The organism is Oryzihumus sp., assembly GCF_054325275.1.
In genome coordinates this window covers 26,498-50,307 of sequence record NZ_JBTCWL010000023.1, presented here as the reverse complement: position 1 = coordinate 50,307, position 23,810 = coordinate 26,498, and the positions used below count along the sequence as shown (strand labels likewise).

The window sequence follows — 23,810 nt, the reverse complement described above, 5'->3', positions numbered from 1 at the left end:
GTGGGCCGCGGGTCCGAGAACCCGCGGCCCACCGGTGAGCCCGGAGAGGAAGGTGAGCGGCGGTCTGGTTGAGACTCGCCGCCCACCTCCGGTGACCTAGTTACGCACGCGGCTTCTCACGCATCTCGTAGGTCTCGATGACGTCGCCGATCTTGATGTCGTTGAAGCTACCGAGGTTGATACCGCACTCGTAGCCCTCGCGGACCTCGGTGACGTCGTCCTTGAACCGACGCAGACCGGTGATCTCGAGGTTCTCCGTGACGACGACGCCGTCGCGGGTGAGCCGGGCCCGGGTGCCGCGCTTGATCTCGCCGGAGCGGACCAGCGAGCCGGCCACGTTGCCGAACTTGCTCGAGCGGAACACCTCGCGCACCTCCGCGGTGCCGAGCTGGGCCTCCTCGAACTCCGGCTTGAGCATGCCCTTCAGGGCCGCCTCGATCTCCTCGATGGCCTGGTAGATCACCGAGTAGTAGCGGATCTCGACGCCCTCACGCTCGGCCACATCCGCGTTCTGGCCCTCGGCCCGCACGTTGAAGCCGATGATGATGGCGTCGGAGGCCATCGCCAGGTTGATGTTGTTGAGCGTGATCGCACCGACGCCGCGGTCGATGATGCGCAGGTCGACCTCGTCGCCCACGTCGATCTGGAGCAGGGCGTCCTCGAGCGCCTCGACCGAACCCGACACGTCACCCTTGAGGATGAGGTTGAGGGTCTCGACCTTGCCCGCCGCGAGGGCCTCGTTGAGGTCCTCGAGGCTGATGCGCTTGCGGGCCTTGGCCAGCGAGGCCTGGCGGTCGGCCGCCTCGCGCTTCTCGGCGATCTGGCGGGCCGTGCGGTCGTCGGGGGCCACCACGAAGGTGTCACCGGCGCGCGGCACGGAGGACAGACCGAGCACCTGGACCGGACGGGACGGACCCGCCTCGTCGATGTTCTTGCCGTGCTCGTCGAGCATGGCGCGAACGCGGCCGTAGGCGCTGCCGGTGACGATCGCGTCGCCGACACGCAGCGTGCCGGCCTGGACCAGCACCGTGGCGGTGGCGCCACGGCCCCGGTCGAGGTTGGCCTCGATCGCGACACCACGGGCGTCACGGTCGGGGTTGGCCCGCAGGTCGAGTGCCGCGTCGGCGGTCAGCAGGACCGCCTCGAGCAGGCCGTCGATGTTCTGGCCGGCCTTGGCCGAGACGTCGACGAACATCGTGTCGCCGCCGTACTCCTCCGCGATGAGGTTGTACTCGGTCAGCTGCTGGCGCACCTTCGAGGGGTTCGCGCCCTCGACGTCGATCTTGTTGACCGCGACCACGATCGGCACGTCGGCCGCCTGGGCGTGGTTGAGCGCCTCGATGGTCTGCGGCATCACGCCGTCGTCGGCAGCCACGACGAGGATCGCGATGTCCGTGACCTTGGCACCACGGGCACGCATGGCCGTGAAGGCTTCGTGACCCGGGGTGTCGATGAAGGTGATCGCCCGGTCGATGCCCTCGTGCTCCTTGTGCACCTGGTAGGCACCGATGTGCTGGGTGATGCCACCGGCCTCACCCGCGGCGACGTCCTCGTTGCGGATCGCGTCGAGCAGGCGGGTCTTGCCGTGGTCGACGTGACCCATGACGGTCACGACCGGCGGACGGGGCGCGAGGTCCTCGTCGTCCTCGGACGCGATACCGGTCTCGAGGTCGATGTTGAAGGAGTCGAAGAGCTCCTTCTCCTCCTCCTCCGGGGAGACGACCTGCACGTCGTAGCCGAGCTCGGCACCGAGCAGCTTGAACGTGTCCTCGTCGAGGGACTGGGTCGCCGTGGCCATCTCACCGAGGTGGAACAGCACGGTCACCAGGCTCGCCGGGTTGGCGTTGATCTTGTCCGCGAAGTCGGTCAGCGACGAGCCGCGACGCACGCGCACGACGGTCTTGCCGTCACCACGGGGGACGCTGACGCCACCGATGGTGGGCGCCTGCATCTGCTCGAACTCCTGGCGCTTCGCGCGCTTGGACTTGCGGCCACGGACCGGACGGCCGCCACCGCGACCGAACGCACCGGCGGTCGCACCGCGGCCACCGGGGCCACCACGGCCACCGCCGCCGGGACGACCGGCGAAGCCGCCGCCACCGCCACCGGGACCGCCGCCACCGGGACGACCGCCGAAGCCGCCGCCACCGGGACGACCACCCGGGCGGGCGGGACGCTCACCGGGGCGACCGACCGCAGCGCGGTCGGGCATCATGCCCGGGTTCGGGCGGGGACCACCGGGCCGCGGGGCCGCCGGACGCGGACCGCCGGGGCCGGCAGCGCCACCGGGGCGGTTGCCGCCCTGGGGACGGGGCATGCCCTGGCTGGAGGCGAAGGGGTTGTTGCCCGGACGCGGAGCGCCCTGGCCGCCACCCTCGCGACCACCGTCACGGCCACCGCGCTGGCCGCCGCTGCGGCCGTCACGCGGCATGCCCTGGCTGGGGGCGAAGGGGTTGTTGCCCGGACGCGGGGCGCCGGGACGCGGCGCCGGACGCGGGCCGGGGGTCGGCGCGCCACCCTCGCGGGCCGCCGGAGCGGCGGGAGCGGCCGGGGCCTCGGGGGCCGGGGTCGGCTTCGCGGCGGGCTTGGGGCCCGGCGTGGGCGCGGTGCGGGCCGCGGGGGCCTCGACCGGCTTGGCGGGTGCCGCCGGGGCGGACACCTCCGGCGCAGGCTTGGCCGGGGCGGCCGCAGCCGGCTTGGCCGGTGCAGCGGGAGCCGGCGCAGCCGGGGCGGGAGCAGCCGGCTTGGCAGCAGGGGCCGCCTTCTTGGCGGGGGCGGCCGGCTTGGCGGCGCCACCGCCCGCGAGCTCGGCGGGGAACGTCTCGCGAATCTTGCGCACAACAGGGGGCTCGATGGTCGACGACGCCGACCGGACGAACTCGCCCTGCTCCTTCAAATGGTTGAGCAGTGTCTTGCTCTCGACTCCGAGCTCCTTGGCGAGCTCGTAGACCCGGACCTTAGCCACGTTTCTCCTGTCCTCGGTCCGGACCATCGAGAGATCGACAGGCGCGGACCGTCGTTAAAGCTGGGGGGTGCTCATCGGTGAGTACTCATCGGGTGCTCATCAGCGTCTTACCCGCTTTCGGTTGCATGTTCCGACGGCTCCTGGGAGCCGCCGACGACGGCCTGCTGCTCCTCGAGCACGTGCGCCCTGACGCGGGAGGTGTCCAGCGGGGCCTTGACGCGCAAGGCCCGCGCGAACGCCCTGCGTCGCACGGCGAGCTCGAGACATTCGGGTGTCGGGTGCAGCCATGCGCCACGCCCGGGCAGCCGACGTCGGGGATCAGGATGGGCAACGAGCTGTTGCTCCTGCTCATTCCACACCGCGACGACTCGCAGCAGTGACGACCGGTCGTCGCGGGAACGGCAGCCCACACACGTGCGTGCCGTGGAGTGGGATCGCCGCACACGGACGTCTTGCGTCCGATCGGTCTGGACCACTCTACCGCCTAACGTCCGTCCTCCGCGCCAGCCGCCTCAGGCGTCACACTCGCACCGGCCGCCGGGGCGGTGTCGGAGCGGATGTCGATGCGCCACCCGGTCAGCTTGGCGGCCAGGCGGGCGTTCTGCCCCTCCTTGCCGATGGCGAGGGAGAGCTGGTAGTCGGGCACGACCACGCGGGCCGAGCGCAGCGTCGGGTCGACGATCTCGACCGACTGCACGCGCGAGGGTGACAGCGCCGCGGCGACGAACTCCTGCGGGTCGGCCGAGTAGTCGACGATGTCGATCTTCTCGCCGTGCAGCTCGGTCATGACCGCGCGCACCCGGGCGCCCATCGGGCCGATGCAGGCGCCCTTGGCGTTGACGCCGGGCACCTTGGAGTGGACGGCGATCTTGGTGCGGTGACCGGCCTCACGGGCCAGGGCCGCGATCTCGACGGTGCCGTCGGCGATCTCGGGCACCTCGAGGGCGAACAGCTTGCGCACCAGGTTGGGGTGGGTGCGCGACAGCCCGATCTGCGGTCCGCGCGGGCCGCGCTTGACGCTGACGACGTAGCAGCGCAGCCGCTCGCCGTGGACGTAGCGCTCCCCCGGCACCTGCTCGGCCAGCGGGAGGATGCCCTCCACGGTGCCGAAGTCGACCAGCACGTTGCGCGGGTCGCTGCTCTGCTGGATCACGCCGGCGACGACGTCGCCCTCACGCCCGCGGAAGTCCCCGAGGATCGCCTCGTCCTCGATGTCACGCAGCCGCTGGACGATGACCTGCCGCGCCGTCGAGGCGGCGATCCGGCCGAAGCCCTCGGGGGTGTCGTCGAACTCGGGCCCGGGGTCGCCGCGGGTGCCGTCCTCGGCGACCTCGCCCTCTTCGCGCGCCCACACCACGACGTGGCCGGTCTTGCGATCGAGCTCCACGCGGGCGAGGCGATAGGCGCCCTCGGTGCGGTGGTAGGCCACGAGCATCGCCTGCTCGATGGCGGGGATGATCACGGCCAGGGAGATGTCGCGCTCCCGCTCCAGCGCACGCAGCGCCGCCAGGTCGATGTCCATCAGTCGTCCTCCTCATCAGCGCCGCGGGTGAACTCCACCTGCACCAGGGCGCGCGCTATCTCGGCAAAGGCAAGCGTGTGGTCCGTGGCCGGAGCGCCCTTGGCGCCGTCCACGGACAGGGTGATCCCCTCGGGGCCGGCCGCGACCAGTCGCCCGGTCAGCACCGCGTCGTCGGTGCCGGTGACCTTGACCAGGCGGCCTACGTTGCGGCGGAAGTGCCGCGGCTCGGTGAGCGGCCGCTCGACGCCCGGGGAGGTGACCTCGAGGACGTAGGGCTGGGAACCCATCGCGTCGCTCTCGTCCAGCGCGGCGCTCACCGCACGGGTCGCGTCGGCGACCTCGTCGAGGGTGAGCGGCGGGACGGGGCTGCGGTCGTCGTCGGCCGCGAGGCCGGACAGGTCGCGGTCGAGGTAGACCCGCACGAGCCGGCGCTTGCCGGCCGGCGTCACGGCGACGTCCTCGATCACGAGCCCGAGCGCATGCAGCGGCGCCTCGATCGTGGGGCGAATCCGGTCCTTGGTGCTCAATGCCGCCTCCGCTCCCAGTGTTCTCGAGTCGTCCGACACGCGCGAGGCACCCACGCACGGCCGTCCGTGACCCCACTCTATCGGCTACGCGACGGGACGCATGCCGCCGGAGGGCGCCGGGCACCGCATGCCATGATCGGGCGCATGCCGGGGAGGGACCGTATGCCGCGTGCCTGGTCGCGACGCAGCGTCCTGGTCGCGCTGGGGGTCGCCTCCGCGACGGCGCTCACCGGCTGCGGTGTGCGTCTGGAGGACCGTGCCGGCTCGCTGCCGTTCGTGCCCGAGCGCAAGCCCGCGCCGGACGAGCGGACCCTCCTGGCGGCCCTGGCCGAAACCCGGTCGCTGGAGCGGGCCGCCGCTGCCGCGGGGGCAGCCGCCGGGCCCTGGCCTGCCCGGCTCGCCCCGGCCCACCACCAGCAGGCCGCCGTCCTGGAGCAGGTGCTGCGCCAGGCGGGGGCGCCCGTGCCCGCCGTGTCCCCGGCCGCCGGCGGCCCGTCCGGCACCGGATCCCCCACCACCTCGACCACGGCGCCCGGCCAGGCCCGGGCCGGCCTGGCGGCCCGGGAGCTGGTGGCCGTGCAGACGCCCGCGTTGATCACCCTGGCGGGGGTCAGCGCGGCGCACGTGACGCTGCTCGCGGCGCTGGCCGCCCACCACGGGGCCGCCGCGACGCTGCTCGGCGGGTCCGCGCAGTGGCCCGAGCCCAGCGCCCCCACCGGAAGCCCGGCCGCCCGGCTGCTGGCGGCCACGCGCTCGGCGGCCTACGGCTTCGAGGTGGTGCAGGCCCAGGGCGACCACGCCACGGCGGCGCTGGCGGCCGTCACCCTGGCCCAGCTGCGGCACCGCGAGACCGGGCTGGTGGCGTTGGCCGGGGACTCCGCGACGCCTCCCGCGCTCGGCTACCCGCTGCCGTTCCCGGTGACGACACCCGCCAGTGCCCGGCGCCTGGCCCGCGAGCTGGTGGCCGGGCTCCAGTCCGCCCTGGCGGCCGAGCTGCGCGGCGCCGCCGGCAACGAGCAGGCGCTCACCGGGCTGGTGCGATGGTCGGCCGAGACCGCGATGCTCGGCACCCGGTGGGGCTCGCCGCTTCCGGCCTTCCCCGGCCTGGGCACCCCGTGAGCGAGCTGGTCCCCGAGACCTTCCGCTCCGCCGTGGCCGGCCGCGCCGCCGAGGGCGACGGGGCCGGCGGGCCGGGCGAGGACGGCGACCGGTGGCTGCGCCGGCTGCCCCGGCTGGTCGCCGAGCTCCTGGAGCAGTGGCAGCTGGAGCCGGACGGCCCGAGCCGGCACGGGGTCTGCGCCCTTGTCGTCCCGGTGCGCCAGGGCGGCGCCGAGGCCGTGCTGAAGGTGATCTGGCCCCACGACGAAGCCCGGCACGAGCACCTCGCCCTGCGGGCGTGGGACGGGGACGGCGCGGTCCGCCTGCTGGCTGCCGACCCGGCCCGGTGGGGCCTGCTGCTCGAGCGGCTCGACGCCGAGCGCGACCTGCACACCCGCCCGCTGGACGAGGCCTGCGCGGTCGCCGGTGGCCTGCTCGCCCACCTCGACCGGCCCGCCCTGCCGCAGCTGCCGCGCCTCTCGGACTGGGCGAGGAACCTGGTGGCCCACCTCCCGAGCGGGCCGGAGGGCATCCCCCGCCGGTTCGTGGAGCAGGCCAGGTCGCTGGCCACCGACCTGGCCCAGGAGCCCGCCATCGACGCCCGGCTGGTGCACACCGATCTGCACTACGCCAACGTGCTCGCCGCCGGGCGCACGCCCTGGCTGGCGATCGACCCCAAGCCGATGGCCGCCGACCCCGGTTTCGCGGTGGCACCGCTGCTGTGGAACCGCTGGGACGAGGTGGTCGCCAGCCACGACGCACGCCGGCACCTGCGGCGCCGCCTGTCCCTCGTGTGCGAGCACGCCGGCCTCGACGAGGACCGCACCCGCGCGTGGACGCTGGTCCGTGAGGTCGCCCAGGCCCGGTGGGCGGCGCACTACGGCGACCATGCGGGGCTGACCACCGCGGTGACGGTCATCAAGGCCATGGCCGACTAGGCCGGTCGCGCCCCGTCTGCCAGCAGGGCGAAGGAGACGAGCCAGTGCGTTGACATGAAGTCCCCGTCGATGATCTCCTCCCCGACCGCCTTCGCCTGCGTGTCGGCGGCGGCCAACAGCCGGCTGCGACGGTCCACGTCCGCGACCAGCGGGGCGAGCTCGCGCAGCTGCCAGGCGCGCGAGAGGGACAGCCCGAAGAGGTGCACCATCTGGCCGTCCGTCCGGTCGCGCACCTCGGGCACGGTCAGCAGCGGGTCATCGGCGGCCCCCAGCCCGGGCAGAAAGGCCTCCAGCCATGCCGACCGCTCCCCCGCGGGCAGGACGCGACGCATGAGGTCTGCTTCGCACAGCGCCGGGGAGAGGAAGTCGTTGCCACTGGGCTCCCAGGACGCGGGGTATGCCGTGTCCGCACCGAACCAGTCGCTGGCCGCTGCGGTGAGCGCGGCGACGACGTCGTCGCGCCCCAGCGCCGAGTAGGCCTCGTGCATCAGCGCGCACCCGAACGCGGTGTTGCTGTGCACGCCGTGCCGGATGGGGTGGGTCAGCCGGGGCAGCCAGGCCAGGACGAGGTCCGCGACCGCGTCGGCCAGCGGCGCGGTGGCCCGCGCCCAGCTGGCGGCATGCGGGTGCGGGCAGTCACGCGTGGCGGCAGCCAGCATGGCCGCCCACGCCCAGCCGTACGGGCGCTCGAACGACGGTCGCTCCCGCAGGTAGGCGGCCTCCGCAGCACCGGCTTCGGGGGTCAGCCGGCTGTCGAGGACCGCCGCGAGGGCGTCGGCGGCGGCCGGGTCGAGCGGGCCGGCCGCCCCGGAGAGCAACCGCACCGCCGACCACTGCATGTGCGCCGAGGAGTGCCAGTCCAGGCTGCCGTGGAACGCTGGGTGCAGCCGCTGTGGGGTGACGTCCACGTCGTGCGGCCCCAACGAGCTGTGCGCGGCGTTGTAGGGCCACGGCGTGCCCAGGACGCGCATGATCGTCTGCGCCCAGTCGCCGGCGCTCATCGCGGGAAGGCGAACACGGCCATGACCGCCACGTTGCACGCCAGCAGAGGGATCGCGGTGGGCACCTGCGCCTTGATCGGGCCGTAGGTGTCCTTGAGCTCCAGCAGCGCGGCCGGGACGAGGTTGAAGTTGGCCGCCATGGGCGTGCACAGCGTGCCGCAGAAGCCGGCGAGCATGCCGACCGCGAAGACCACCGCCGGCTGGCCGTGGAACTGCTGGACCAGCAGCGGCCAGCCGACCGCCGCGGTCATCACCGGGAACGCGGCGAACGCGTTGCCCATGACCATGGTGAACAGCGCCATGCCCACGCAGTAGACGATGACGGCGGCGATGAGCGAGCCCTTGGGCAGGATGCCGTCGGTGATGCCCTTGACCGCGTCGCCGACCCCGGCCGCCTGGAACAGCAGGCCCAGGGTGGCGAGGAACTGCGGCAGGATCGCGGCCCAGCCGATGTGCCCGAGCAGGCGGTCGCCCTCCTGGAACGGCACGGCGACCGAGCCGGGGCGGAACATCAGCATCGCGACCACGAGGGCGACCACCGCGGCGACGCCGAGGCCGATGACCGTGGCCGACCCCTTCTCCAGCAACAGCCCGTCGCCGTGCTTGACGTTGGCCAGCCAGGCGCCGAACACCACCGCCACCGCCGGGACCACGAGGGCGGGGATGAACAGCTTCGGCCCGAACCGGGTGGCCAGCTGCTCGCGCTCGGCGTCGCTCGTGGTCCGCTCGGTCCCCTTGCGGGGCAGGCCGAAGCCGGCCAGGACGGCGAGGCCGATCACGGCCAGGCCCTCGACCCAGGCGGGTCCGGCCCCGGCGGTGACGGCGCTGCCGTAGACGAAGGTGAACGCCAGGAGCGCCCAGAACGCCGCACTGGCGTGCCGCCGAGGCGCCTTCCGGTCGGTGAGCCGCACGACCGCGACCACCAGGAAGAACGCGGCGACCAGCCAGTAGAACCACTCGACCTTGATCATCGACCTGCTCCCGTCGTCACGGCCTCGGCGTCGTCGGCGGGGGCGCCCGCCCCGGCCAGGCGTCCCAGGCTGCGGTCCAGCCAGAGCATCCGGGCGCCGTGGATGAGCAGCGCGCAGATGGCGGTGGGGATGGCCCACAGCGCGACCTGCAGCGCGTCGAGCTTGAGGTGGTAGGTCGTGTCGACGAAGCCGGTGATCAGCAGGATCGACCCGACCGCGACGAAGATGTCCTCCCCGAAGAACAGGCCCACGGTGTCCGCGGACGCGGCATACGAGCGGATCTTCTCCCGCATCGGCTCGCTGAGCGGGCCGTGGCGACGTTCCGCGGCCGCCTCCGACATCGGCGCGACGATCGGCCGGACCGCTTGGGCCGGGCCACCCACGGCCATCAGGCCCAGGGCGGCGGTGCCCTGCCGCACCAGCAGGTAGGCGGCGAGCAGCCGGCCCACGGTCAGGCCGGCGAGCCGCGAGATCATCCGCCGGGCCTGGTGCTGCAGGCCGTAGCGCTCGATCAGGCCGATCACCGGCAGGACCACGATGAAGACGGTCACGGAGCGGGAGCCGGCGAAGCCGGTGCCGAACGTGTCCAGGATCGTCATCGGGGTCATGCCGGAGATGAGTCCGGCCACGATGCCGGCGACGGTGACCACGAGCATCGCGTTGAGTCTGAGGGCGAAGCCGACGATGACGACGGCTACCGCGAGCAGCACCCACATGGGCAGCACCTCGGGTTTCGGGTCGGGGACGGGGCGCCCGCGACGGACACCCGTGGATGGCCCGTCACCCTAGAAGTCGTTCAACAATCACCACAAGGGGAAAGTCGACATTTCTCACGATTCGGAGAAATGGGACGCGTAGACCTCGATCAGGTGGGCCTCCGAGCCGAGCAGGTACTCCTCCAGCGCCACCGCCGCCCGGACCACCTCCCCGGCCGCCACGAGGTCGGCGATGCGCGCGTTGGCCTCCACGTAGCGCCCGTGCACCGAGCGCGGGTCGGCCACCACCACGAACAGCAGCCGCATCTCGGTGAGGATCGTGCGCAGCGTCCGGTCGAGCACCTCGTTGCCCGCCAGAGCGGCCAGGGCCAGGTGGAACCGCCCGTTAGCCGTGCCGACGGCCTCGTAGTCGCCGCGCCGCGCGGCCTCCCGGCCCTCGGCGGCGGCCTCCTCGACCTGCGTCACGGCCGTCGACCAGCGGCGTTCTGCGTCACGCCGGGAGCCCGGGTCCATCGCGGCGACGCCCCCGCGGGTCACGGCCGCCTCCCGCACGGCACCGACCTCGAGCAGCCTGCGGGTCTGGTAGAGATGGCGCGCCTCGTCCAGCGAGAGCCGGCGCACGAAGACCCCGCGGTTGGGCTGGTGCTCCACGACGTGCTCGTGCCCGAGCAGCCGGAACGCCTCCCGCAAGGTGTTGCGGCTGACCTGCAGGCGGGCGCCCAGGCCGGCCTCGTCGAGGCGCTGGCCCGGTCGCAGCTCACCTTCGAGCACGGCGGCACGCAAGCGGTCCGCGGCACGGGACGCGGCAGAGTCGGCCATCTCAGCTCCTGGGGTCGCACCTTGACACGGTCACGGGTTGTTGAACAATCTGGCGACATGGTGGACCAGAGAAGCGTGGATCTCAACGCCGACGTCGGCGAGTCGTTCGGCCGGTGGGAGCTCGGTGACGACGACGCCCTGCTGCACCTGGTCACCTCGGCCAACGTCGCCTGCGGGTTCCACGCCGGCGACCCGGCGACCCTGGTGGCCACGTGCTCGATCGCCGCCGAGCGCGGGGTGGCCGTGGGGGCGCAGGTGGGCTACGCCGACCTCGGCGGCTTCGGCCGCCGGTTCATCGACATGGCGCCCGAGGAGCTCTACGCCGACGTCCTCTACCAGCTCGGCGCCCTCGACGGCATCGCCCGCAGCCACGGGAGCGCCGTCTCCTACGTCAAGCCGCACGGGGCGCTCTACAACGCCGTCGTGCACCACGAGGAGCAGGCCGCGGCCGTGGTCCGGGCGGTCGCCGCCTACGACCCGGCCCTGCCGCTGCTCGGACTGCCCGGGTCGGTCCTGCTCGCCGCGGCCGCCGGGCGCGGGCTGCGCACCGTGCGCGAGGCGTTCGCCGACCGGGCCTACACGCCCGCCGGCACCCTGGTCTCCCGCCGCGAGCCCGGCGCGGTGATCCACGACCCCGCCGTCGTCGCCGAGCGCGTGGTGCGCATGGTCACCGCGGGTCAGGTCGAGGCGGTCGACGGCTCCGTGGTCACCCTGGAGGTCGACTCCGTCTGCGTCCACGGCGACTCCCCCGGCGCGGTCACCATCGCCCGGGCCGTCCGCGAACGCCTCGATGCCGCCGGCGTGACCGTGCGCGCGTTCACCGGCGGCTGACGTGCGCTTCCTGCCGTGCGGCCTCGGCGCCGTCCTCGTCGAGCTCGACGATTCCGCGACGCGCCGCCGCCTCGACGCGGCCCTGCGTGCCCACCCCCTGGACGGTGTGCGCGAGCACGTGCCCGCCGCCCGCACCGTGCTGCTCGTGCTCGAGCCCGGTGCCGACGCCCGGGCGGTCACGGCCCGGGTCCGGTCGCTGCCCCTGGCCGAGGACGCCGGCGCCGCCGACGGGGCCGAGCCGGTCGAGGTGCCGGTGCACTACGACGGGGAGGACCTCGCGGAGGTGGCCGCCACGCTCGGGATGACGCCCGCGGAGGTGGTCACCCGGCATACCGGGCAGGTCTGGACCGTCGAGTTCTGTGGATTCGCACCGGGATTCGGCTACCTCACCGGTGAGGCCGGTGACCTCGTCGTCCCCCGGCGGCGCGACCCCCGGCCGCGCATCCCGGCCGGCGCGGTGGCGCTGGCCGACCAGTACACCGGCGTCTACCCCCGCTCCTCCCCCGGCGGCTGGCAGCTCATCGGCACCACCACGGTGGCCATGTGGGACACCGCCCGCCCGACACCCGCCCTGCTCGCGCCCGGCACCCGGGTGCGCTTCTTCGACGAGGACCACGCATGAGCCGCCACGCCCTGACCGTCGAACGGGTCGGCCCGCTGGCCCTCCTGCAGGACCTCGGCCGCCCCGGGCACGCCCACCTCGGCGTCAGCCCCAGCGGCGCCGCCGACCGCGGGTCGCTGCGGACCGCGAACCGCCTCGTCGGCAACGCCGACGGTGCCCTGGCCGTCGAGGTGCTCGCCGGCGGCCTGGCGCTGCGCGCGTCCGCCGACGTCACCGTCGCCGTCACCGGGGCCCCGCTGCCGGTCCAGGTGGACGGGCGCGCGGTGGACTTCTGCGCCCCCGCCTTCGTCCCGGCCGGGTCGCTGCTGCGCCTCGGCACGCCGGTCACGGGCCTGCGCAGCTACCTCGCTGTCCGTGGCGGCCTGGCCGCGGAGCAGGTTTTCGGCAGCGGCAGCCGCGACACCCTCTCCGGCATCGGGCCGGAGCCGCTGGCCGTGGGCTCGGCGCTGCACGTCGCGGACGCCGATCCCGTTGCGGCGCCGCGCAGCTCGGACGTGCCGCGGCTGCACGGCGCCAGCCCGGGCGGCCTCGTGGTACGCGCCGTCCCCGGGCCGCGCGACGACTGGTTCGGGCCGGCCGGCGCCCGCGTCCTGACCGGCGTCAGCTGGACGGTCGCCGGCGACAGCGACCGCGTCGGCGTGCGCCTGTCCGGACCGGTGCTGGAGCGGCACCGGCGCGAGGAACTGGCCAGCGAGGGCGTGTTGCGCGGGGCCGTGCAGGTGCCACCATCCGGGCAGCCCCTGGTGTTCCTGGCCGACCACCCGACGACCGGCGGCTACCCGGTGGTCGCCGTGGTGGTCGAGGAGGATTGCGACCTGCTGGCCCAGGCCCGCCCCGGCGAGGGCGTCCGGGTCGAGCTCGTGCGCGGGCCCGAGCTCGGCTGAGCGGCCTCCCCACCACGCTCAGGTCAGCCGCCCCAGCGGTACTCCACCTCTGGACGACCCGGCCCCGCGTAGCGCGACCGGCGCAGCGCGAGCCCGCTGTCGCCGAGGTGCTCCAGGTAGCGGCGAGCGGTCACCCGGGAGATGCCCAGGCGCTCGGCCACCTCGCTGGCCGACGCCCCGGACGGCGACTCCCGCAGCACCCGCGCCACCTCGGCGAGCGACTCCTCGGCGATCCCCTTGGGCAGGTGGGCGGGGCCGCCGGCGCGCAGCCCGCCGAGCATCTGGTCGAGGTCGCGCTGGGTGGCCAGCGACCCGGCCGTGTCGACGTGGCTGCGGTAGTCCCGGTAGCGCTCGAGCCGCTCGCGAAGCGAGGCGAACGCGAACGGCTTGAGCAGGTACTGCACCACGCCCATCGACACGGCGCCCCGCACCGTCGGCAGGTCACGTGCGGACGTGACCGCGATGACGTCCGCCCGGTGCCCGGCGGCACGCATGGCCCGGACGACGTCCAGCCCGGCGATGTCGGGCAGGTGCATGTCGAGCAGCACGAGGTCGACCGGCCGGTCGCCCAGCACCTGCAAGGCAGCCTGGCCGGTCCGCGCGGTGCCCACCACGACGAACCCCGGCACGCGGCCAACGTAGGCGGTGTGGGCGTCGGCGGCCACCTGCTCGTCCTCGACCACCAGCACGCGCAGGTCTGCGCTCATGCGTCCTCCCCCACCCTCGCCGGGAGCCGCACGACGAACGTCGCCCCGGGCGGTCCCTCCACGGACAGGGTGCCCCCGAGGCGCAGCACGGACTGCCGGACGAGCGCCAGGCCCAGGCCCCGGCCGCCGGGGCCGCCGCCGGCCTTGGTCGACCAGCCGCGGGCGAAAGCGCGCTCGAGGTCCTCCGGCGGCAGGCCGGGCCCGGTGTCGCTGACGGTCAGCACCGCGCAGCCGTCCTGCCAGTCAGTGGCCACCCGGACGCGACGGGTGCCGGGTTGGCCGGTGACGGCCTCGAGCGCGTTGTCGACGAGGTTGCCGACGATGGTCACCAGATCCCGCGAGGGGACCACGCCCTCGGGCACGCCGCTGCCCTCGACCTCCAGCTCGATGCTCCGCTCGCTGGCCTGCGCGGCCTTGCCGAGCAGCAGCGCCGCGAGCGCCGGCTCCTGGACCGAGGCGACGACCTCGTCGGTGAGCCGCTGCGACACGGCCAGCTCGCCGGTCGCGAACGTCAGCGCCTCGTCGGCGCGGCCGAGCTCGATCAGCGACACCACGGTGTGCAGCCGGTTGGCCGACTCGTGGGCCTGCGAGCGCAGCGCCTCGGCCAGCCCCCGTGCGGAGTCCAGCTCGCCCGTCAGCGCCTCCAGGTCGGTGCGGTCGCGCAGGGTCGTCACCGTGCCGAGGTCCCGTCCCTGCCAGCTGGCGCGGGCCTGGTTGAGCACCAGCACGCGGGCGTCAGTGACGTGCAGCTCGTCCTCGCGCGGCTCCCCGGAGGCGAGCGTCCCGGTCAGGCTCGGCGTCAGCCCCGCCTCGGTGACCGGTCGCCCGACGACTGACTCGGGCAGCGAGAGCAGACGCCGCGCCTCGTCGTTGGCCAGGCGCAGCCGTCCCGCGCCGTCGATGAGCAGCAGCCCCTCGCGCACCGAGTGCAGCACGGCGTCGTAGTACTCGGCCATCTCCTGCAGCTCGGCCGCCCCCAGCCCTCCGGTCTGTCGGCGCAGCCTGCGGGCGACCAGCCAGCTGCCCGTGCCGAAGAGCACCGCGGCCAGGGCCGCCGCGCCGAGCAGCTCGGGCAGCTGGGAGGCGACGGCGGCCGCGACCGCCGTCTGCCGTATCCCCACCGACACCAGGCCGGTGACCGTGCCGGTGCTGTCACGCACCGGCACCACAGCGCGGACCGACGGGCCCAGCGTGCCGGTGTAGGTCTCGGTGAGGTCGCGCCCGCCGGCCGCAGCGGCGATGTGCCCGATGAACTGCCGCCCGATCTGCCGCGGGTCCGGGTGCGTCCAGCGCCGCCCGGCGGGGCTCATCACGACGACGAAGTCGGTGTCGGTCGAGCGTCGCACCTGCTCGGCCAGCGGCTGCAGCGTGGTCGTGGGGTCGGCGGTGCCCACCGCCTGCACGACCAGAGGCGTGGCCGCGACGGTGTGCGCCACGGCCAGCACCCGGGAGGTGGCCTGCTGCTCGCCGGCGTGCCGGGCCTGCACGTAGGCCCCGCCCAGCCCACCGGCCAGGACGAGCACGGCCACGAGCACCTGGGCGGCGAAGATCTGGCCGGCCAGGCTCCACCGGCGCGGGCTGGTCACGGCGCGGCCGGAGCGCAGCCCGCGACCCGGGCCACGAACTCAATGAACACAACGGTGACCCTAGCCACCGACCCTGCGCACCCTCGACCCCGACACGTCCGACCCCGGTGGCCACACGGCATACCGGGTCTGCCCGGGAGGAAGCATGTCCAGCACCCCCTCAGCGCCGACCGCGCCGGTCACCGGCCGGCGGCGCGACCGCACCCACTGGCTCTACGTCGCGGTGATCGTCGCCGTGGTCCTCGGCGTGGTCGTCGGGCTCGTGGCCCCCGACTTCGCGGTGGGCCTGAAGCCGATCGGCACCGGCTTCGTGAACCTGGTCAAGATGATGATCACCCCGGTCATCTTCTGCACCATCGTGCTCGGGGTCGGCTCGATCCGGAAGGCGACCCAGGTCGGCAAGGTCGGCGGCCTGGCGATCGGCTACTTCCTGGTGATGTCGACCGTCGCCCTCGCGATCGGCCTGGTCGTCGGCAACCTCATCCACCCCGGGTCGGGGCTGCACCTGACCAAGGCGCTGGCCGCGACCGGGCAGAAGCAGGTCAGCGGCGAGGCCGGCACGACCACCGACTTCGTCCTCGGGATCATCCCGACCACGCTGTTCTCCTCGCTCACCGAGGGCCAGGTGCTGCAGGCGTTGTTCGTCGCCCTGCTGGTGGGGTTCGCGATCCAGTCCCTCGGCGCCAAGGGGGCGCCCGCGCTCGCGGCGATCGAGAGCCTGCAGAAGGTCGTCTTCCGGGTGCTGGCCATGGTGATGTGGGCCGCCCCGGTCGGCGCGTTCGGCGCGATGGCCGCGCTCGTCGGCGCGACCGGCGCGAAGGCGCTGGTCTCCCTGGCCCAGGTCATGCTCGGCTTCTACGCCACCTGCGCGATCTTCGTGATCGTCGTGCTCGGCACCCTGCTGCGCCTCGTCGCCGGCGTCTCGATCTTCCGGCTGCTGCGCTACCTCGGCCGCGAGTTCCTGCTGATCCTGTCCACGTCCTCCTCGGAGACGGCGCTGCCGCGGCTGATCGCCAAGATGGAGCACCTGGGTATCTCCCGGCCCGTCGTGGGCATCACCGTGCCGACCGGCTACTCCTTCAACCTCGACGGCACCGCGATCTACCTGACCATGGCGTCACTGTTCGTCGCCGACGCGCTCGGCAAGCCCATGTCGATCGGCGAGCAGGTCTCGCTGCTGGTCTTCATGGTCATCGCGTCCAAGGGCGCGGCCGGGGTCACCGGCGCCGGGCTGGCCACGCTCGCCGGCGGCCTGCAGTCGCACCGCCCCGATCTGGTCGACGGCGTCGGGATCATCGTCGGCATCGACCGCTTCATGTCCGAGGCGCGGGCGCTGACCAACTTCGCCGGCAACGCGGTGGCCACCGTCCTCATCGGCACGTGGACCGGTGAGATCGACAAGGGCCGCACCGAGGAGGTGCTCAGCGGCCTGGTCCCGTTCGACGAGACCGCCGCCGACGACCACGGCGGTGGCCGCGAGGTCGAGCGCGAGCGGGAGCTCACCACCGTCTGAACCACCACGGCAGGTATGCCGCGCCCCTCACCGGGGGCGCGGCATACCCGCGTCCGGGGCCGGGCTGGGAGGCTGGGGGCATGCGCCTGGAGGAGTCGGAGTGCCGCGAGCGGTTCGGCGCCGCCCGCCGGGTGGTGCTGGCCACCTGCGGCGTGGACCGGCAGCCGCACCTCGTGCCGGTCACCTTTGCCCTGGTCGGCAACGTCGTGGTGAGCGCGGTGGACCACAAGCCCAAGACGACGACCCGGCTGCGCCGGCTGGCGAACATCGCCGAGAACCCTTCTGTCGCCTTGCTGCTCGACCACTACGAGGACGACTGGGACCGGCTCTGGTGGGTGCGTGCGGACGCCCATGCGACGGTCGTCACGGGCGGCCCGGAGTGGTCGCAGGCCCTCGCGTGGCTGGTGGAGCGCTACCCGGCGTACGCCACCACCCCGCCGACCGGCCCGGTGGTCCGGGCGGAGGTCACGCGCTGGTCGGGCTGGGCGGCCGCCCCCACGTCATGACGGCGGTCGCGACGGCGGATCCGTCGCGCCCGCACCCGTTCTGGCGTCCCGAGCGCCGTCACGGCAAGGTCAGCGCAGCGGGTGCGCCCGGTAGTGCCGGCGCCAGATGATCCGGTAGACCCCGAGGTACTTCGGCAGCGAGCGCAGCCCCGGGATGAACGGCAGGAGCAGCAGCCCCAGCGACAGCAGCGCCATGAGGGCCCAGACCTGGGCGTCGGCGTTGTCGGAGGTGTTGAACGGGGGCACCTGGTACCAGAAGGTGTAGAGCCACAGCCAGGGCTGGCCGGGGTAGTTGCCCGTCTCGTTCATCATGCCCCACTGGTCACCGCCGAGGTTGCGGGCACGGGCCTGGTCCTCGAGGTAGGTCCCGTCGGCCAGCAGCAGCAACGCCTTCGTGGAGTTGCCGCCGTAGAAGCCCGGTTCGGCCAACGCCCCGTCGAGGCCGCCGGCCTGGGCCTGCTGCAGGTAGGCGGTGGTCATCACGGGCACCGGCCCGTAGCTGCCCCGGGCCACCGCGGCGGGGTTGCCGTCGGGGGCCTTGCCCAGCGCGTCGGAGTACGCCGTCGCCCACTTCGTGCGCTGGTCCGGGGTGGCCGCACGCCAGGTGGCCAGGGCCAGGCTGAGCAACGGCGAGCCCTGCAGCTGGGACAACGGCTTGATGACCAGGTCGTTGGCCGAGTCCACTGGCGTGGTCACGCCGGCCCACTTCTGGAGCTTGAGCGGGCCGAGGGTCTGGCCAACCGCGTTGGTGTTGTACGGCCCGCCGTACCCGGCGCTGGTGCTCGTGCCGGCGAGCTCGGCCGCCGCGGTGGCGACGACGTCGTTGGGCGCCGACGTGGCCCAGCTCTGCAGCGTGATCGCCTTCTCGTCGGGGGAGGAGAAGACGGCGGCGAGGCCGACCGTCAGCAGGGCCACCACCGCGAGGGCGATGACGAACTCCTTGACCAGGTCGTAGGGCCGCGTGGCCTTGGTCGCGATGGCGGTCATGCGCCTTCCTCCTCACCGATCGGCGGGACGACGCCGTGACGACGCACCAGCACCAGGTGCAGCACGGTGATGATCCCGACGACGACCGGCAGCAGCACGACGTGCCACAGCAGCATTTGCGCGGGGTTGAGCACGTTGAAGAACGCGCCGACCCCGACGGAGTTCAGCCCGTCCTTGGCCTGCGTGCTGATCCACTGGGAGTCGAAGTTGCTCTGGACGAGGTAGCCGGTGAAGGCCGTGCCGATCGAACCGAGGAAGCAGACCACGCCGGTCATCCACGTCAGCGCGCGCTTGCCTCGCCAGGCCGCCATGAAGAACTTGCCCCAGAGGTGGATCACCATGAACGCGAAGAAGAGCTCGACGCTCCACAGGTGCGTCGAGTTGGTGAAGTGGCCCAGGCCTGAGGTGTGCCACCACACCGAGCCGCCGATGGCGAGCACTCCGCCGGTGACGAGGACCACGACGAACGCGGCCAGGGTCAGCACGCCGAAGACGTAGATGGCAGAGGCGACGTAGGCCGGCTGACGGTCCGGGAGCGCCTGTCCCGGCGGCACCGTGCGGGCGACCCGACCCCGGAAGCGGGCGGTCCAGCTCGGTCCGGAGGGACCACTGACGCGGGCCAGCCCGCCTTGCGCGGTGGTCACGGCTGGTCCTCGGTCTCGTAGCGCTCGGGGTGACGCCCGAGCGGCAGGAACACAGCGGCGGCGAACACGACGAGCATCAGCCCGATGACCACGAGGTTGGCCACGGAGATCTGGATCCACCCCCAGTGGACGTAGGTTCCGGCAGTGTCTGCCGCGACGGCGCTCACCATGGGACACCTCCAGTTGGTCCGGTCACCCTCAGTGGACGCCGAACCGTACGTGGCGGGACAGGGACCAAGGACACCGAGCGAAGGGCCGTGCTACCCGGTCGTGTTGGATGGCGGGATGGTGCCCCTTGACCTCGACGTCATCCGGCTGACCCTGCACGTGCTCGCCGCAACGGTGTGGGTTGGCGGGCAGATCGTGCTGGGCGCGCTCGTCGGCCCGCTGCGCCGGGCCGCTCCGGCGACGACAGCAGTCGCCGCGAACGCGTTTGCGCGCGTGGCGTGGCCGGCGTTCGCCGTCCTGCTGCTCACCGGCATGTGGAACCTGGCCGTCGAGCACACCCAGGGCAAGCACCCCGGCGCGCTGGGCGTGAAGCTCGTCCTCGTGGTCCTCTCCGGCCTCGGTGCCGCCCTGCACTCGGCGGCGAAGACCCCTGCGGCGCGGGGAGTCTGGGGCGCGGTCGGCCTGCTCGGGGCACTGGGTGCGGTGCTGATGGGTGTCGCCATCACCGAGGCCGGCTGACGGCGGCCGGCCCCGAGGCCGGGTCAGAGCAGCTGGGGCACGCTGCGGGCCGCGGTGTAGAGGGCCACGAGCACCAGCAGCACGGTGAACGCCCGCGACAGCGTCCGCGGGGGAACCCGTGAGGCGACGCGACCGCCGAGGACGCTGCCGACGATGGCGACCAGGGTGAACGTGCCCAGCAGGAGCCAGTCCGGGTGCATTCCCTGGCCGGCCCGGGCCAGCAGCGCCGAGGCGCTGTTGACGGCGATGACCAGCAGTGAGGTGCCCACGGCCACCGGCATGGCGAAGCCGAGGGAGATCACCAGCGCGGGGACGACGGCGAAGCCGCCCCCGACGCCGAAGAACCCGGTCAGCAGGCCGACCGCGGTGGCGGTGAGCAGCACCCGGGCGGCGCGGGGACAGTCGCAGGTCCAGGGCGCCAGGGTCAGGACCGGCTGCCGGCTGAGGTCCGTGGCGTCGGAGGCGTTGGCAGGCGTATGCCGGGCGGTGCGGCTGCGCGCGTACATCCCCATGGCCACGACGAGCATGAGCGCCGAGAACGCGGTGAGCAGCAGGTTGGGCGGGATGCCGGTGGACAGGCGCGAGCCCGCCCAGGAGCCGGCGACCCCGAGCACGCCGAAGACCAGGCCCTGCGCGACCCGGACGCGTCCCTGGCGGGCGTGCGCGGCCAGCCCGGCCAGGGCGGTGACGCCGACGATGAGCAGCGAGCCGGTGGTGGCGCTCCTGGTGTCCTGGCCCAGCAGGTAGACCAGGGCCGGGACGGTCAGGATCGAACCGCCTCCGCCGAGGGCGCCGAGGCTCAGGCCGATGAGCAGGCCGACCGGGAGGGCCAGAGCGAGCACGTCAGCTGATGGAGACGCGCGGTTGGGCGCTCACGATGGGCAGCCCGGCGGCCGCGGCCTGCTCGTCGAAGGAGTCGTCGACCGCGACGACGGGGTGGCCGGCACGAGCCAGGACCGACGCGGCGATGGAGGCGCGGTAGCCGGCGCCGCAGTGCACCCAGACCTCGCCGCCGGGCACCTCGTCCAGCCGGTCGAGGAGCTCGTGCAGCGGGAGGTGAACCGCACCGTCGATGTGCGCCTCGTCCCACTCGGGGATGCGCCGCACGTCCACGACGGCGACGCTGCGGTGGTGGCGCACCTGGGCCAGGTCGGCGAACGTCGCGGTGCGGAAGCTGCCGAGCCGGTCGGCGGTCCACTGCCCCGGGGAGCCGGTGGCGGCCGCCGCCGGCCGGTCGATGCCGATGCGGGCCAGCTCGCGCTGGGCCTCGGCCACCTGCTCGGCGGTCTCCCCGAGCAGCGTCACGGGGGTGCCCCACGGGATGAGCCAGCCGAGGTAGGTGGCGAGCTGCCCGTCGATACCGAAGTTGAAGGTGCCGCGGACGTGCCCGGCAGCGAAGGCGGTCCGGCTGCGCAGGTCGACGAGCCACTCCCCCGCCTCGAGCCGGCGGCGCAGCTCGTCCTTGTCGGCGGTCCTGGGGGCGCTCAGGTCGGCTGCGTCCGGCCCGGCGGCGTTGGCGGGGGCCATGTGGGCGTAGTAGGCGGGCCAGGTGTCGAGGGCGGCGAGCAGCTCGTCGACCCATTCCTGCTCGGCCTGGGTCAGGGCCGGGTTGGTGCGCTTCTCCTGGCCGATCGTCGAGGACGTCGCCTCGGACTGGGTGGCCGAGCAGAAGCTGCCGAAGCCGTGCGTGGGCAGCACCTGCGCCTGCTCGGGCAGCTCGGCGGCGAGCCGGTTCGCCGAGTGGTACTGGTGATGCACCAGCGCATGGGTGTGCTCCGGGCCGAGCAGGTCTGGGCGGCCGGTGGAGCCGAACAGCAGCGACCCGCCGGAGAAGACCCCGACCTGCTCGCCGTCCGCCTCCAGGGCGTAGGACAGGTGGGTCCAGGTGTGCCCGGGGGTGGCGATGGCGCGGACCCGCAGCGCCGGGCTGACCTCGACCACGTCCCCGTCGCGGACGGGAACCCGGTCGTAGGAGACCTGGTCGTCCGCGTTCAGGTGGTATGCCGCGCCGGTCACCTTCGCCAGGGCCAGCCCGCCGGTGACGTAGTCGTTGTGGAGGTGGGTCTCGAACACGTGGGTGATCCGCACCCCCGCCTCGTGCACGACGTCGAGGACGCGGTCGATGTCGCGCTGGGGGTCGACGACGAGGGCGACATCGCCGTCATGGGCGACGTAGCTGCGGTCCCCCAGGGTCGGGGTCTCGACCGGGATGATGGTCACCATCGGGTGGGCCGTCCTTTCGGGAGTCGCGCCTGTCTCCGGCTCCGTACCGACCAGAGTACGGCATACCCCAGGGGGTATCGTTGACTCAGCCCGAACGCCACAGCACGACGGACCCGAGGAGCACCGATGGTCGAGCTCAACCCGGACGAGATGACCCCCGTCCTCAACCGCCTGCGGCGCGCCCAGGGCCAGCTCGGCGGCGTGCTGCGGATGATCGAGGAGGGCCGCGACTGCAAGGACGTCGTGACCCAGCTCGCCGCGGTCAACCGTGCCCTCGACCGGGCCGGCTTCGCCATCATCTCCAGCGGGCTCAAGCAGTGCCTGGCCGACCCCGACAGCGCCGACTCGATGGACACCGAGGCGCTGGAGAAGCTCTTCCTGTCCCTGGCCTAGGTGGTGTGCCCGGGCAGACCCGCGCGCGCCTCGCGTCGGGCCTCACCCTGCCCTCGGCGCCGCCCGGACGCCGGGTTGAGCAGGAGCATCCCCGCGGCGGCCGCCGCGACCGCCTCGGCGACGAGGCTGAACGTCTTCTGCGGGTACCAGGTCGGGTCGAACATGTCGGGCAGCGGCCCGACGGCCCCGATGTCGACATACCGGTAGAGCAGGACCGCAGCCACCCCCGCGAGGGCGACCACGAAGGCGACCAGGACCGCCCACCGGCGGCGTACCAGGAGCACCAGGAGCGCTGCCACCAGGGCCAGGAGCGCCTCCAGGCGGAACAGCTGCCCCTCGCTGACCCGCACCGGCCCGCTGCCGACCACGGGGTCGAACTGCGCCGCCAGGTTCCAGTGCACGTAGGCGTCCACGGCCAGGCCGGCCGCGGTCACGAGCCTGAGCATCATCCCGACCATGCCGCTCAGCCGACCTTCAGCGTCAGGTCCATGCCGCGCTCCTTGTGGCTGTCGACCGAGCACCACAGCTCATACGACCCCTGCTGCAGGGTCACCGTGAGGTCCCCGGTTTGCCCCGGGGACACGGTGGCGGACGACTGCTGGGCGACACCCGGCCCCTTGATGTTGAGGTTGTGCGGGAACGTGCCGGCGTTGTGGATGGTGAAGGTGTAGGTGCCGGCCTTCACGGGCTTCGGGGTCAGCACGATCGAGAACTCCTTCTCGACGACGCTGACCGGCTGTCCCGTCGCCGTGGCCTTGGCACTCGTTGACGGCGCCGCCGCGGAGCCGCCACCGCCGCTCGTCCCGCCGCAGGCGGCGAAGGTGAGGAGCGCGGCAACCACACCCACCATCACCGCGCGGTCCCTTGCTGTCCGTCCCATCACGCACCTCCCGTCAGGGCCTTCGTGGAGACCACGGTCCAGCACCCCGTCCGGGTTCACCGGCAGCGGGCGACGGGAGCCTCCGGGGGTGATCCGGGGGCTCGGCGGCGCGCCTACGAGTCGCGCAGCGCGAACCAGACGGCAGTGGCCGGGTCGGAGGTCTCGTTGGCCCACTGGTGCGGCTGCTCCCCGACGAAGTGCAGGGAGTCCCCCGGGCCGAGCTCGAACCGCGTGCCCGCGATGGTGAAGACCAGTGCCCCCTCGGTCAGCAGGACGAGCTCCTCCCCCGGGTGCAGCATCGGCTTGTCCCCGCTGCACGCCCCGGGTTCGACGGTGGCCATCGCGGCCGCTCCCCTGAAGTGCGCGTAGCCGCCGGAGAGGCCGTCGAGGTGCAGGCCCCGGTGGGGAGTGAACACGCCCTGACGCTCCTCGGCGCGGGTCAGGGTCGCCAGCTCGGGCTCCCCCTCGTCGACCTCGGTGAAGTAGCTGACCGGGCGCTCGAGCGCGGCGCAGATCTTCAGCAGGGTCGTGATGGTGGGCACCATGTCGTTGCGCTCGATCTTGTGGATCGCGGCGGCGGACACCTCGGCACGGACCGCCAGCTGCTGCAGGGACAGGCGCTGCTCCTGCCGGAGCCGCTGGAGCTTGGGCCCGATGGCGCCGACGATGCCCTCGACGTGCTCGCCGACCCGAGCCGGGCGCGTCGGACGCTTCCGGACCTCTGTTGCGCGTCTGCGCTCGGCCATGCCCGCTCCTCCGAACGGCACCATCAGATCCACTGTGGTGAATC

At 73.5% G+C, this 23,810-nt stretch carries 27 protein-coding genes; 9 read left to right on the top strand and 18 right to left on the bottom strand.

Features of this window, described 5'->3' with window-relative positions:
• Positions 1–100 precede the first annotated feature (100 nt).
• The 4 genes from infB to rimP all read right to left on the bottom strand — a co-directional run bounded on the left by infB (position 101) and on the right by rimP (position 5,014).
• Positions 101–2,965 (bottom strand): translation initiation factor IF-2, encoded by a 2,865-nt coding sequence (gene infB, locus ACXVGS_RS08185; RefSeq protein ID WP_458530594.1) that lies wholly within the window; start codon positions 2,963–2,965, stop codon positions 101–103.
• A 107-nt stretch (positions 2,966–3,072) separates the two neighbouring features.
• Complete coding sequence (locus tag ACXVGS_RS08180; RefSeq protein ID WP_458530595.1) at positions 3,073–3,375, bottom strand: YlxR family protein; 303 nt, start codon at positions 3,373–3,375, stop codon at positions 3,073–3,075.
• A 74-nt stretch (positions 3,376–3,449) separates the two neighbouring features.
• Entirely contained in the window at positions 3,450–4,487 is a 1,038-nt protein-coding gene (nusA, locus tag ACXVGS_RS08175) for a transcription termination factor NusA (protein ID WP_458536826.1), read from the bottom strand.
• On the bottom strand, positions 4,487–5,014 hold the full coding sequence (rimP, locus tag ACXVGS_RS08170) for a ribosome maturation factor RimP (protein ID WP_458530593.1): 528 nt from the start codon (positions 5,012–5,014) through the stop codon (positions 4,487–4,489). The genes nusA and rimP overlap by 1 nt, the downstream gene beginning before the upstream one ends.
• Before the next feature lie 144 nt (positions 5,015–5,158).
• Here rimP and ACXVGS_RS08165 point away from each other — a divergent pair, with 144 nt between their 5' ends.
• Positions 5,159–6,133, top strand: a complete 975-nt coding sequence (locus ACXVGS_RS08165; RefSeq protein ID WP_458536825.1) for a DUF4439 domain-containing protein — start codon at positions 5,159–5,161, stop codon at positions 6,131–6,133.
• On the top strand, positions 6,130–7,050 hold the full coding sequence (locus ACXVGS_RS08160) for an aminoglycoside phosphotransferase family protein (protein ID WP_458536824.1): 921 nt from the start codon (positions 6,130–6,132) through the stop codon (positions 7,048–7,050). The genes ACXVGS_RS08165 and ACXVGS_RS08160 overlap by 4 nt, the downstream gene beginning before the upstream one ends.
• Here ACXVGS_RS08160 and ACXVGS_RS08155 read toward each other — a convergent pair.
• From ACXVGS_RS08155 to ACXVGS_RS08140, 4 genes are all read right to left on the bottom strand, one after another.
• Positions 7,047–8,051 carry a DUF2891 family protein gene (locus tag ACXVGS_RS08155; RefSeq protein WP_458536823.1) on the bottom strand — a complete coding sequence of 335 codons (1,005 nt, stop codon included), beginning with the start codon at positions 8,049–8,051 and terminating at the stop codon, positions 7,047–7,049. The genes ACXVGS_RS08160 and ACXVGS_RS08155 overlap by 4 nt on opposite strands.
• The gene (locus tag ACXVGS_RS08150; RefSeq protein ID WP_458530589.1) at positions 8,048–9,022 is read right to left on the bottom strand and encodes a DUF979 domain-containing protein; all 975 of its coding nucleotides are present in this window, start codon (positions 9,020–9,022) and stop codon (positions 8,048–8,050) included. The genes ACXVGS_RS08155 and ACXVGS_RS08150 overlap by 4 nt, the downstream gene beginning before the upstream one ends.
• The gene (locus ACXVGS_RS08145; protein ID WP_458530588.1) at positions 9,019–9,738 is read right to left on the bottom strand and encodes a DUF969 domain-containing protein; all 720 of its coding nucleotides are present in this window, start codon (positions 9,736–9,738) and stop codon (positions 9,019–9,021) included. Before ACXVGS_RS08145 ends, ACXVGS_RS08150 begins: the two co-directional genes overlap by 4 nt.
• Positions 9,739–9,852: 114 nt before the next feature.
• A complete protein-coding gene (locus ACXVGS_RS08140; protein WP_458531919.1) occupies positions 9,853–10,557 on the bottom strand; it encodes a GntR family transcriptional regulator in 705 nt (234 codons plus the stop codon).
• 57 nt (positions 10,558–10,614) lie between these two features.
• Between ACXVGS_RS08140 and ACXVGS_RS08135 the strand changes: the two genes are divergently transcribed.
• Genes ACXVGS_RS08135 through ACXVGS_RS08125 form a run of 3 tightly spaced genes read left to right on the top strand, consistent with a single transcriptional unit; the run spans position 10,615 to position 12,894 of the window.
• On the top strand, positions 10,615–11,388 hold the full coding sequence (locus ACXVGS_RS08135) for a LamB/YcsF family protein (protein WP_458530586.1): 774 nt from the start codon (positions 10,615–10,617) through the stop codon (positions 11,386–11,388).
• A gap of 1 nt (position 11,389) precedes the next feature.
• Positions 11,390–12,010: a 5-oxoprolinase subunit B family protein gene (locus tag ACXVGS_RS08130; RefSeq protein ID WP_458530585.1), complete on the top strand. Its 621-nt coding sequence runs from the start codon at positions 11,390–11,392 to the stop codon at positions 12,008–12,010.
• A complete protein-coding gene (locus ACXVGS_RS08125; protein ID WP_458536822.1) occupies positions 12,007–12,894 on the top strand; it encodes a 5-oxoprolinase subunit C family protein in 888 nt (295 codons plus the stop codon). The genes ACXVGS_RS08130 and ACXVGS_RS08125 overlap by 4 nt, the downstream gene beginning before the upstream one ends.
• Positions 12,895–12,917: 23 nt before the next feature.
• On the opposite strand, the gene ACXVGS_RS08120 is transcribed toward ACXVGS_RS08125, so the two are convergent.
• Positions 12,918–13,601: a response regulator gene (locus ACXVGS_RS08120; protein ID WP_458530583.1), complete on the bottom strand. Its 684-nt coding sequence runs from the start codon at positions 13,599–13,601 to the stop codon at positions 12,918–12,920.
• Positions 13,598–15,187 carry an ATP-binding protein gene (locus tag ACXVGS_RS08115; RefSeq protein WP_458536821.1) on the bottom strand — a complete coding sequence of 530 codons (1,590 nt, stop codon included), beginning with the start codon at positions 15,185–15,187 and terminating at the stop codon, positions 13,598–13,600. Before ACXVGS_RS08115 ends, ACXVGS_RS08120 begins: the two co-directional genes overlap by 4 nt.
• Positions 15,188–15,332: 145 nt before the next feature.
• Here ACXVGS_RS08115 and ACXVGS_RS08110 point away from each other — a divergent pair, with 145 nt between their 5' ends.
• Both ACXVGS_RS08110 and ACXVGS_RS08105 read left to right on the top strand, forming a co-directional pair.
• A complete protein-coding gene (locus ACXVGS_RS08110) occupies positions 15,333–16,700 on the top strand; it encodes a cation:dicarboxylate symporter family transporter (protein ID WP_458530581.1) in 1,368 nt (455 codons plus the stop codon).
• 80 nt (positions 16,701–16,780) lie between these two features.
• The gene (locus tag ACXVGS_RS08105) at positions 16,781–17,206 is read left to right on the top strand and encodes a TIGR03668 family PPOX class F420-dependent oxidoreductase (protein ID WP_458536820.1); all 426 of its coding nucleotides are present in this window, start codon (positions 16,781–16,783) and stop codon (positions 17,204–17,206) included.
• Positions 17,207–17,275: 69 nt separating this feature from the next.
• Here the strand turns inward: ACXVGS_RS08105 and ACXVGS_RS08100 are convergent, their stop codons facing one another.
• The 3 genes from ACXVGS_RS08100 to ACXVGS_RS08090 are packed head-to-tail and all read right to left on the bottom strand — an operon-like array spanning position 17,276 to position 19,007.
• Entirely contained in the window at positions 17,276–18,193 is a 918-nt protein-coding gene (locus tag ACXVGS_RS08100) for a hypothetical protein (protein WP_458529722.1), read from the bottom strand.
• The gene (locus ACXVGS_RS08095) at positions 18,190–18,837 is read right to left on the bottom strand and encodes a cytochrome b N-terminal domain-containing protein (RefSeq protein WP_458529723.1); all 648 of its coding nucleotides are present in this window, start codon (positions 18,835–18,837) and stop codon (positions 18,190–18,192) included. Before ACXVGS_RS08095 ends, ACXVGS_RS08100 begins: the two co-directional genes overlap by 4 nt.
• Positions 18,834–19,007, bottom strand: coding sequence for a hypothetical protein (locus ACXVGS_RS08090; protein ID WP_458535712.1), 174 nt, complete (start codon positions 19,005–19,007; stop codon positions 18,834–18,836). Before ACXVGS_RS08090 ends, ACXVGS_RS08095 begins: the two co-directional genes overlap by 4 nt.
• 115 nt (positions 19,008–19,122) lie before the next feature.
• Here ACXVGS_RS08090 and ACXVGS_RS08085 point away from each other — a divergent pair, with 115 nt between their 5' ends.
• Positions 19,123–19,524, top strand: a complete 402-nt coding sequence (locus tag ACXVGS_RS08085) for a hypothetical protein (protein ID WP_141788884.1) — start codon at positions 19,123–19,125, stop codon at positions 19,522–19,524.
• Between the two features lie 23 nt (positions 19,525–19,547).
• On the opposite strand, the gene ACXVGS_RS08080 is transcribed toward ACXVGS_RS08085, so the two are convergent.
• Together ACXVGS_RS08080 and ACXVGS_RS08075 are read right to left on the bottom strand one after the other, a co-directional pair.
• Positions 19,548–20,366, bottom strand: a complete 819-nt coding sequence (locus tag ACXVGS_RS08080; RefSeq protein WP_458536819.1) for a sulfite exporter TauE/SafE family protein — start codon at positions 20,364–20,366, stop codon at positions 19,548–19,550.
• A 1-nt stretch (position 20,367) separates the two neighbouring features.
• Entirely contained in the window at positions 20,368–21,747 is a 1,380-nt protein-coding gene (locus tag ACXVGS_RS08075; RefSeq protein WP_458534303.1) for an MBL fold metallo-hydrolase, read from the bottom strand.
• A 126-nt stretch (positions 21,748–21,873) separates the two neighbouring features.
• On the opposite strand from ACXVGS_RS08075, the gene ACXVGS_RS08070 reads away from it, so the two are divergent.
• Positions 21,874–22,140, top strand: a complete 267-nt coding sequence (locus ACXVGS_RS08070; RefSeq protein ID WP_458529727.1) for a metal-sensitive transcriptional regulator — start codon at positions 21,874–21,876, stop codon at positions 22,138–22,140.
• Here the strand turns inward: ACXVGS_RS08070 and ACXVGS_RS08065 are convergent.
• The 3 genes from ACXVGS_RS08065 to ACXVGS_RS08055 form a co-directional block, all read right to left on the bottom strand.
• A complete protein-coding gene (locus ACXVGS_RS08065; RefSeq protein WP_458529728.1) occupies positions 22,137–22,586 on the bottom strand; it encodes a hypothetical protein in 450 nt (149 codons plus the stop codon). The two genes, ACXVGS_RS08070 and ACXVGS_RS08065, sit on opposite strands and share 4 nt — an antisense overlap.
• A gap of 17 nt (positions 22,587–22,603) precedes the next feature.
• The gene (locus ACXVGS_RS08060) at positions 22,604–22,990 is read right to left on the bottom strand and encodes a plastocyanin/azurin family copper-binding protein (RefSeq protein WP_458538172.1); all 387 of its coding nucleotides are present in this window, start codon (positions 22,988–22,990) and stop codon (positions 22,604–22,606) included.
• Positions 22,991–23,133: 143 nt separating this feature from the next.
• Positions 23,134–23,766: a helix-turn-helix domain-containing protein gene (locus tag ACXVGS_RS08055; RefSeq protein ID WP_141788892.1), complete on the bottom strand. Its 633-nt coding sequence runs from the start codon at positions 23,764–23,766 to the stop codon at positions 23,134–23,136.
• Positions 23,767–23,810: the final 44 nt, after the last annotated feature.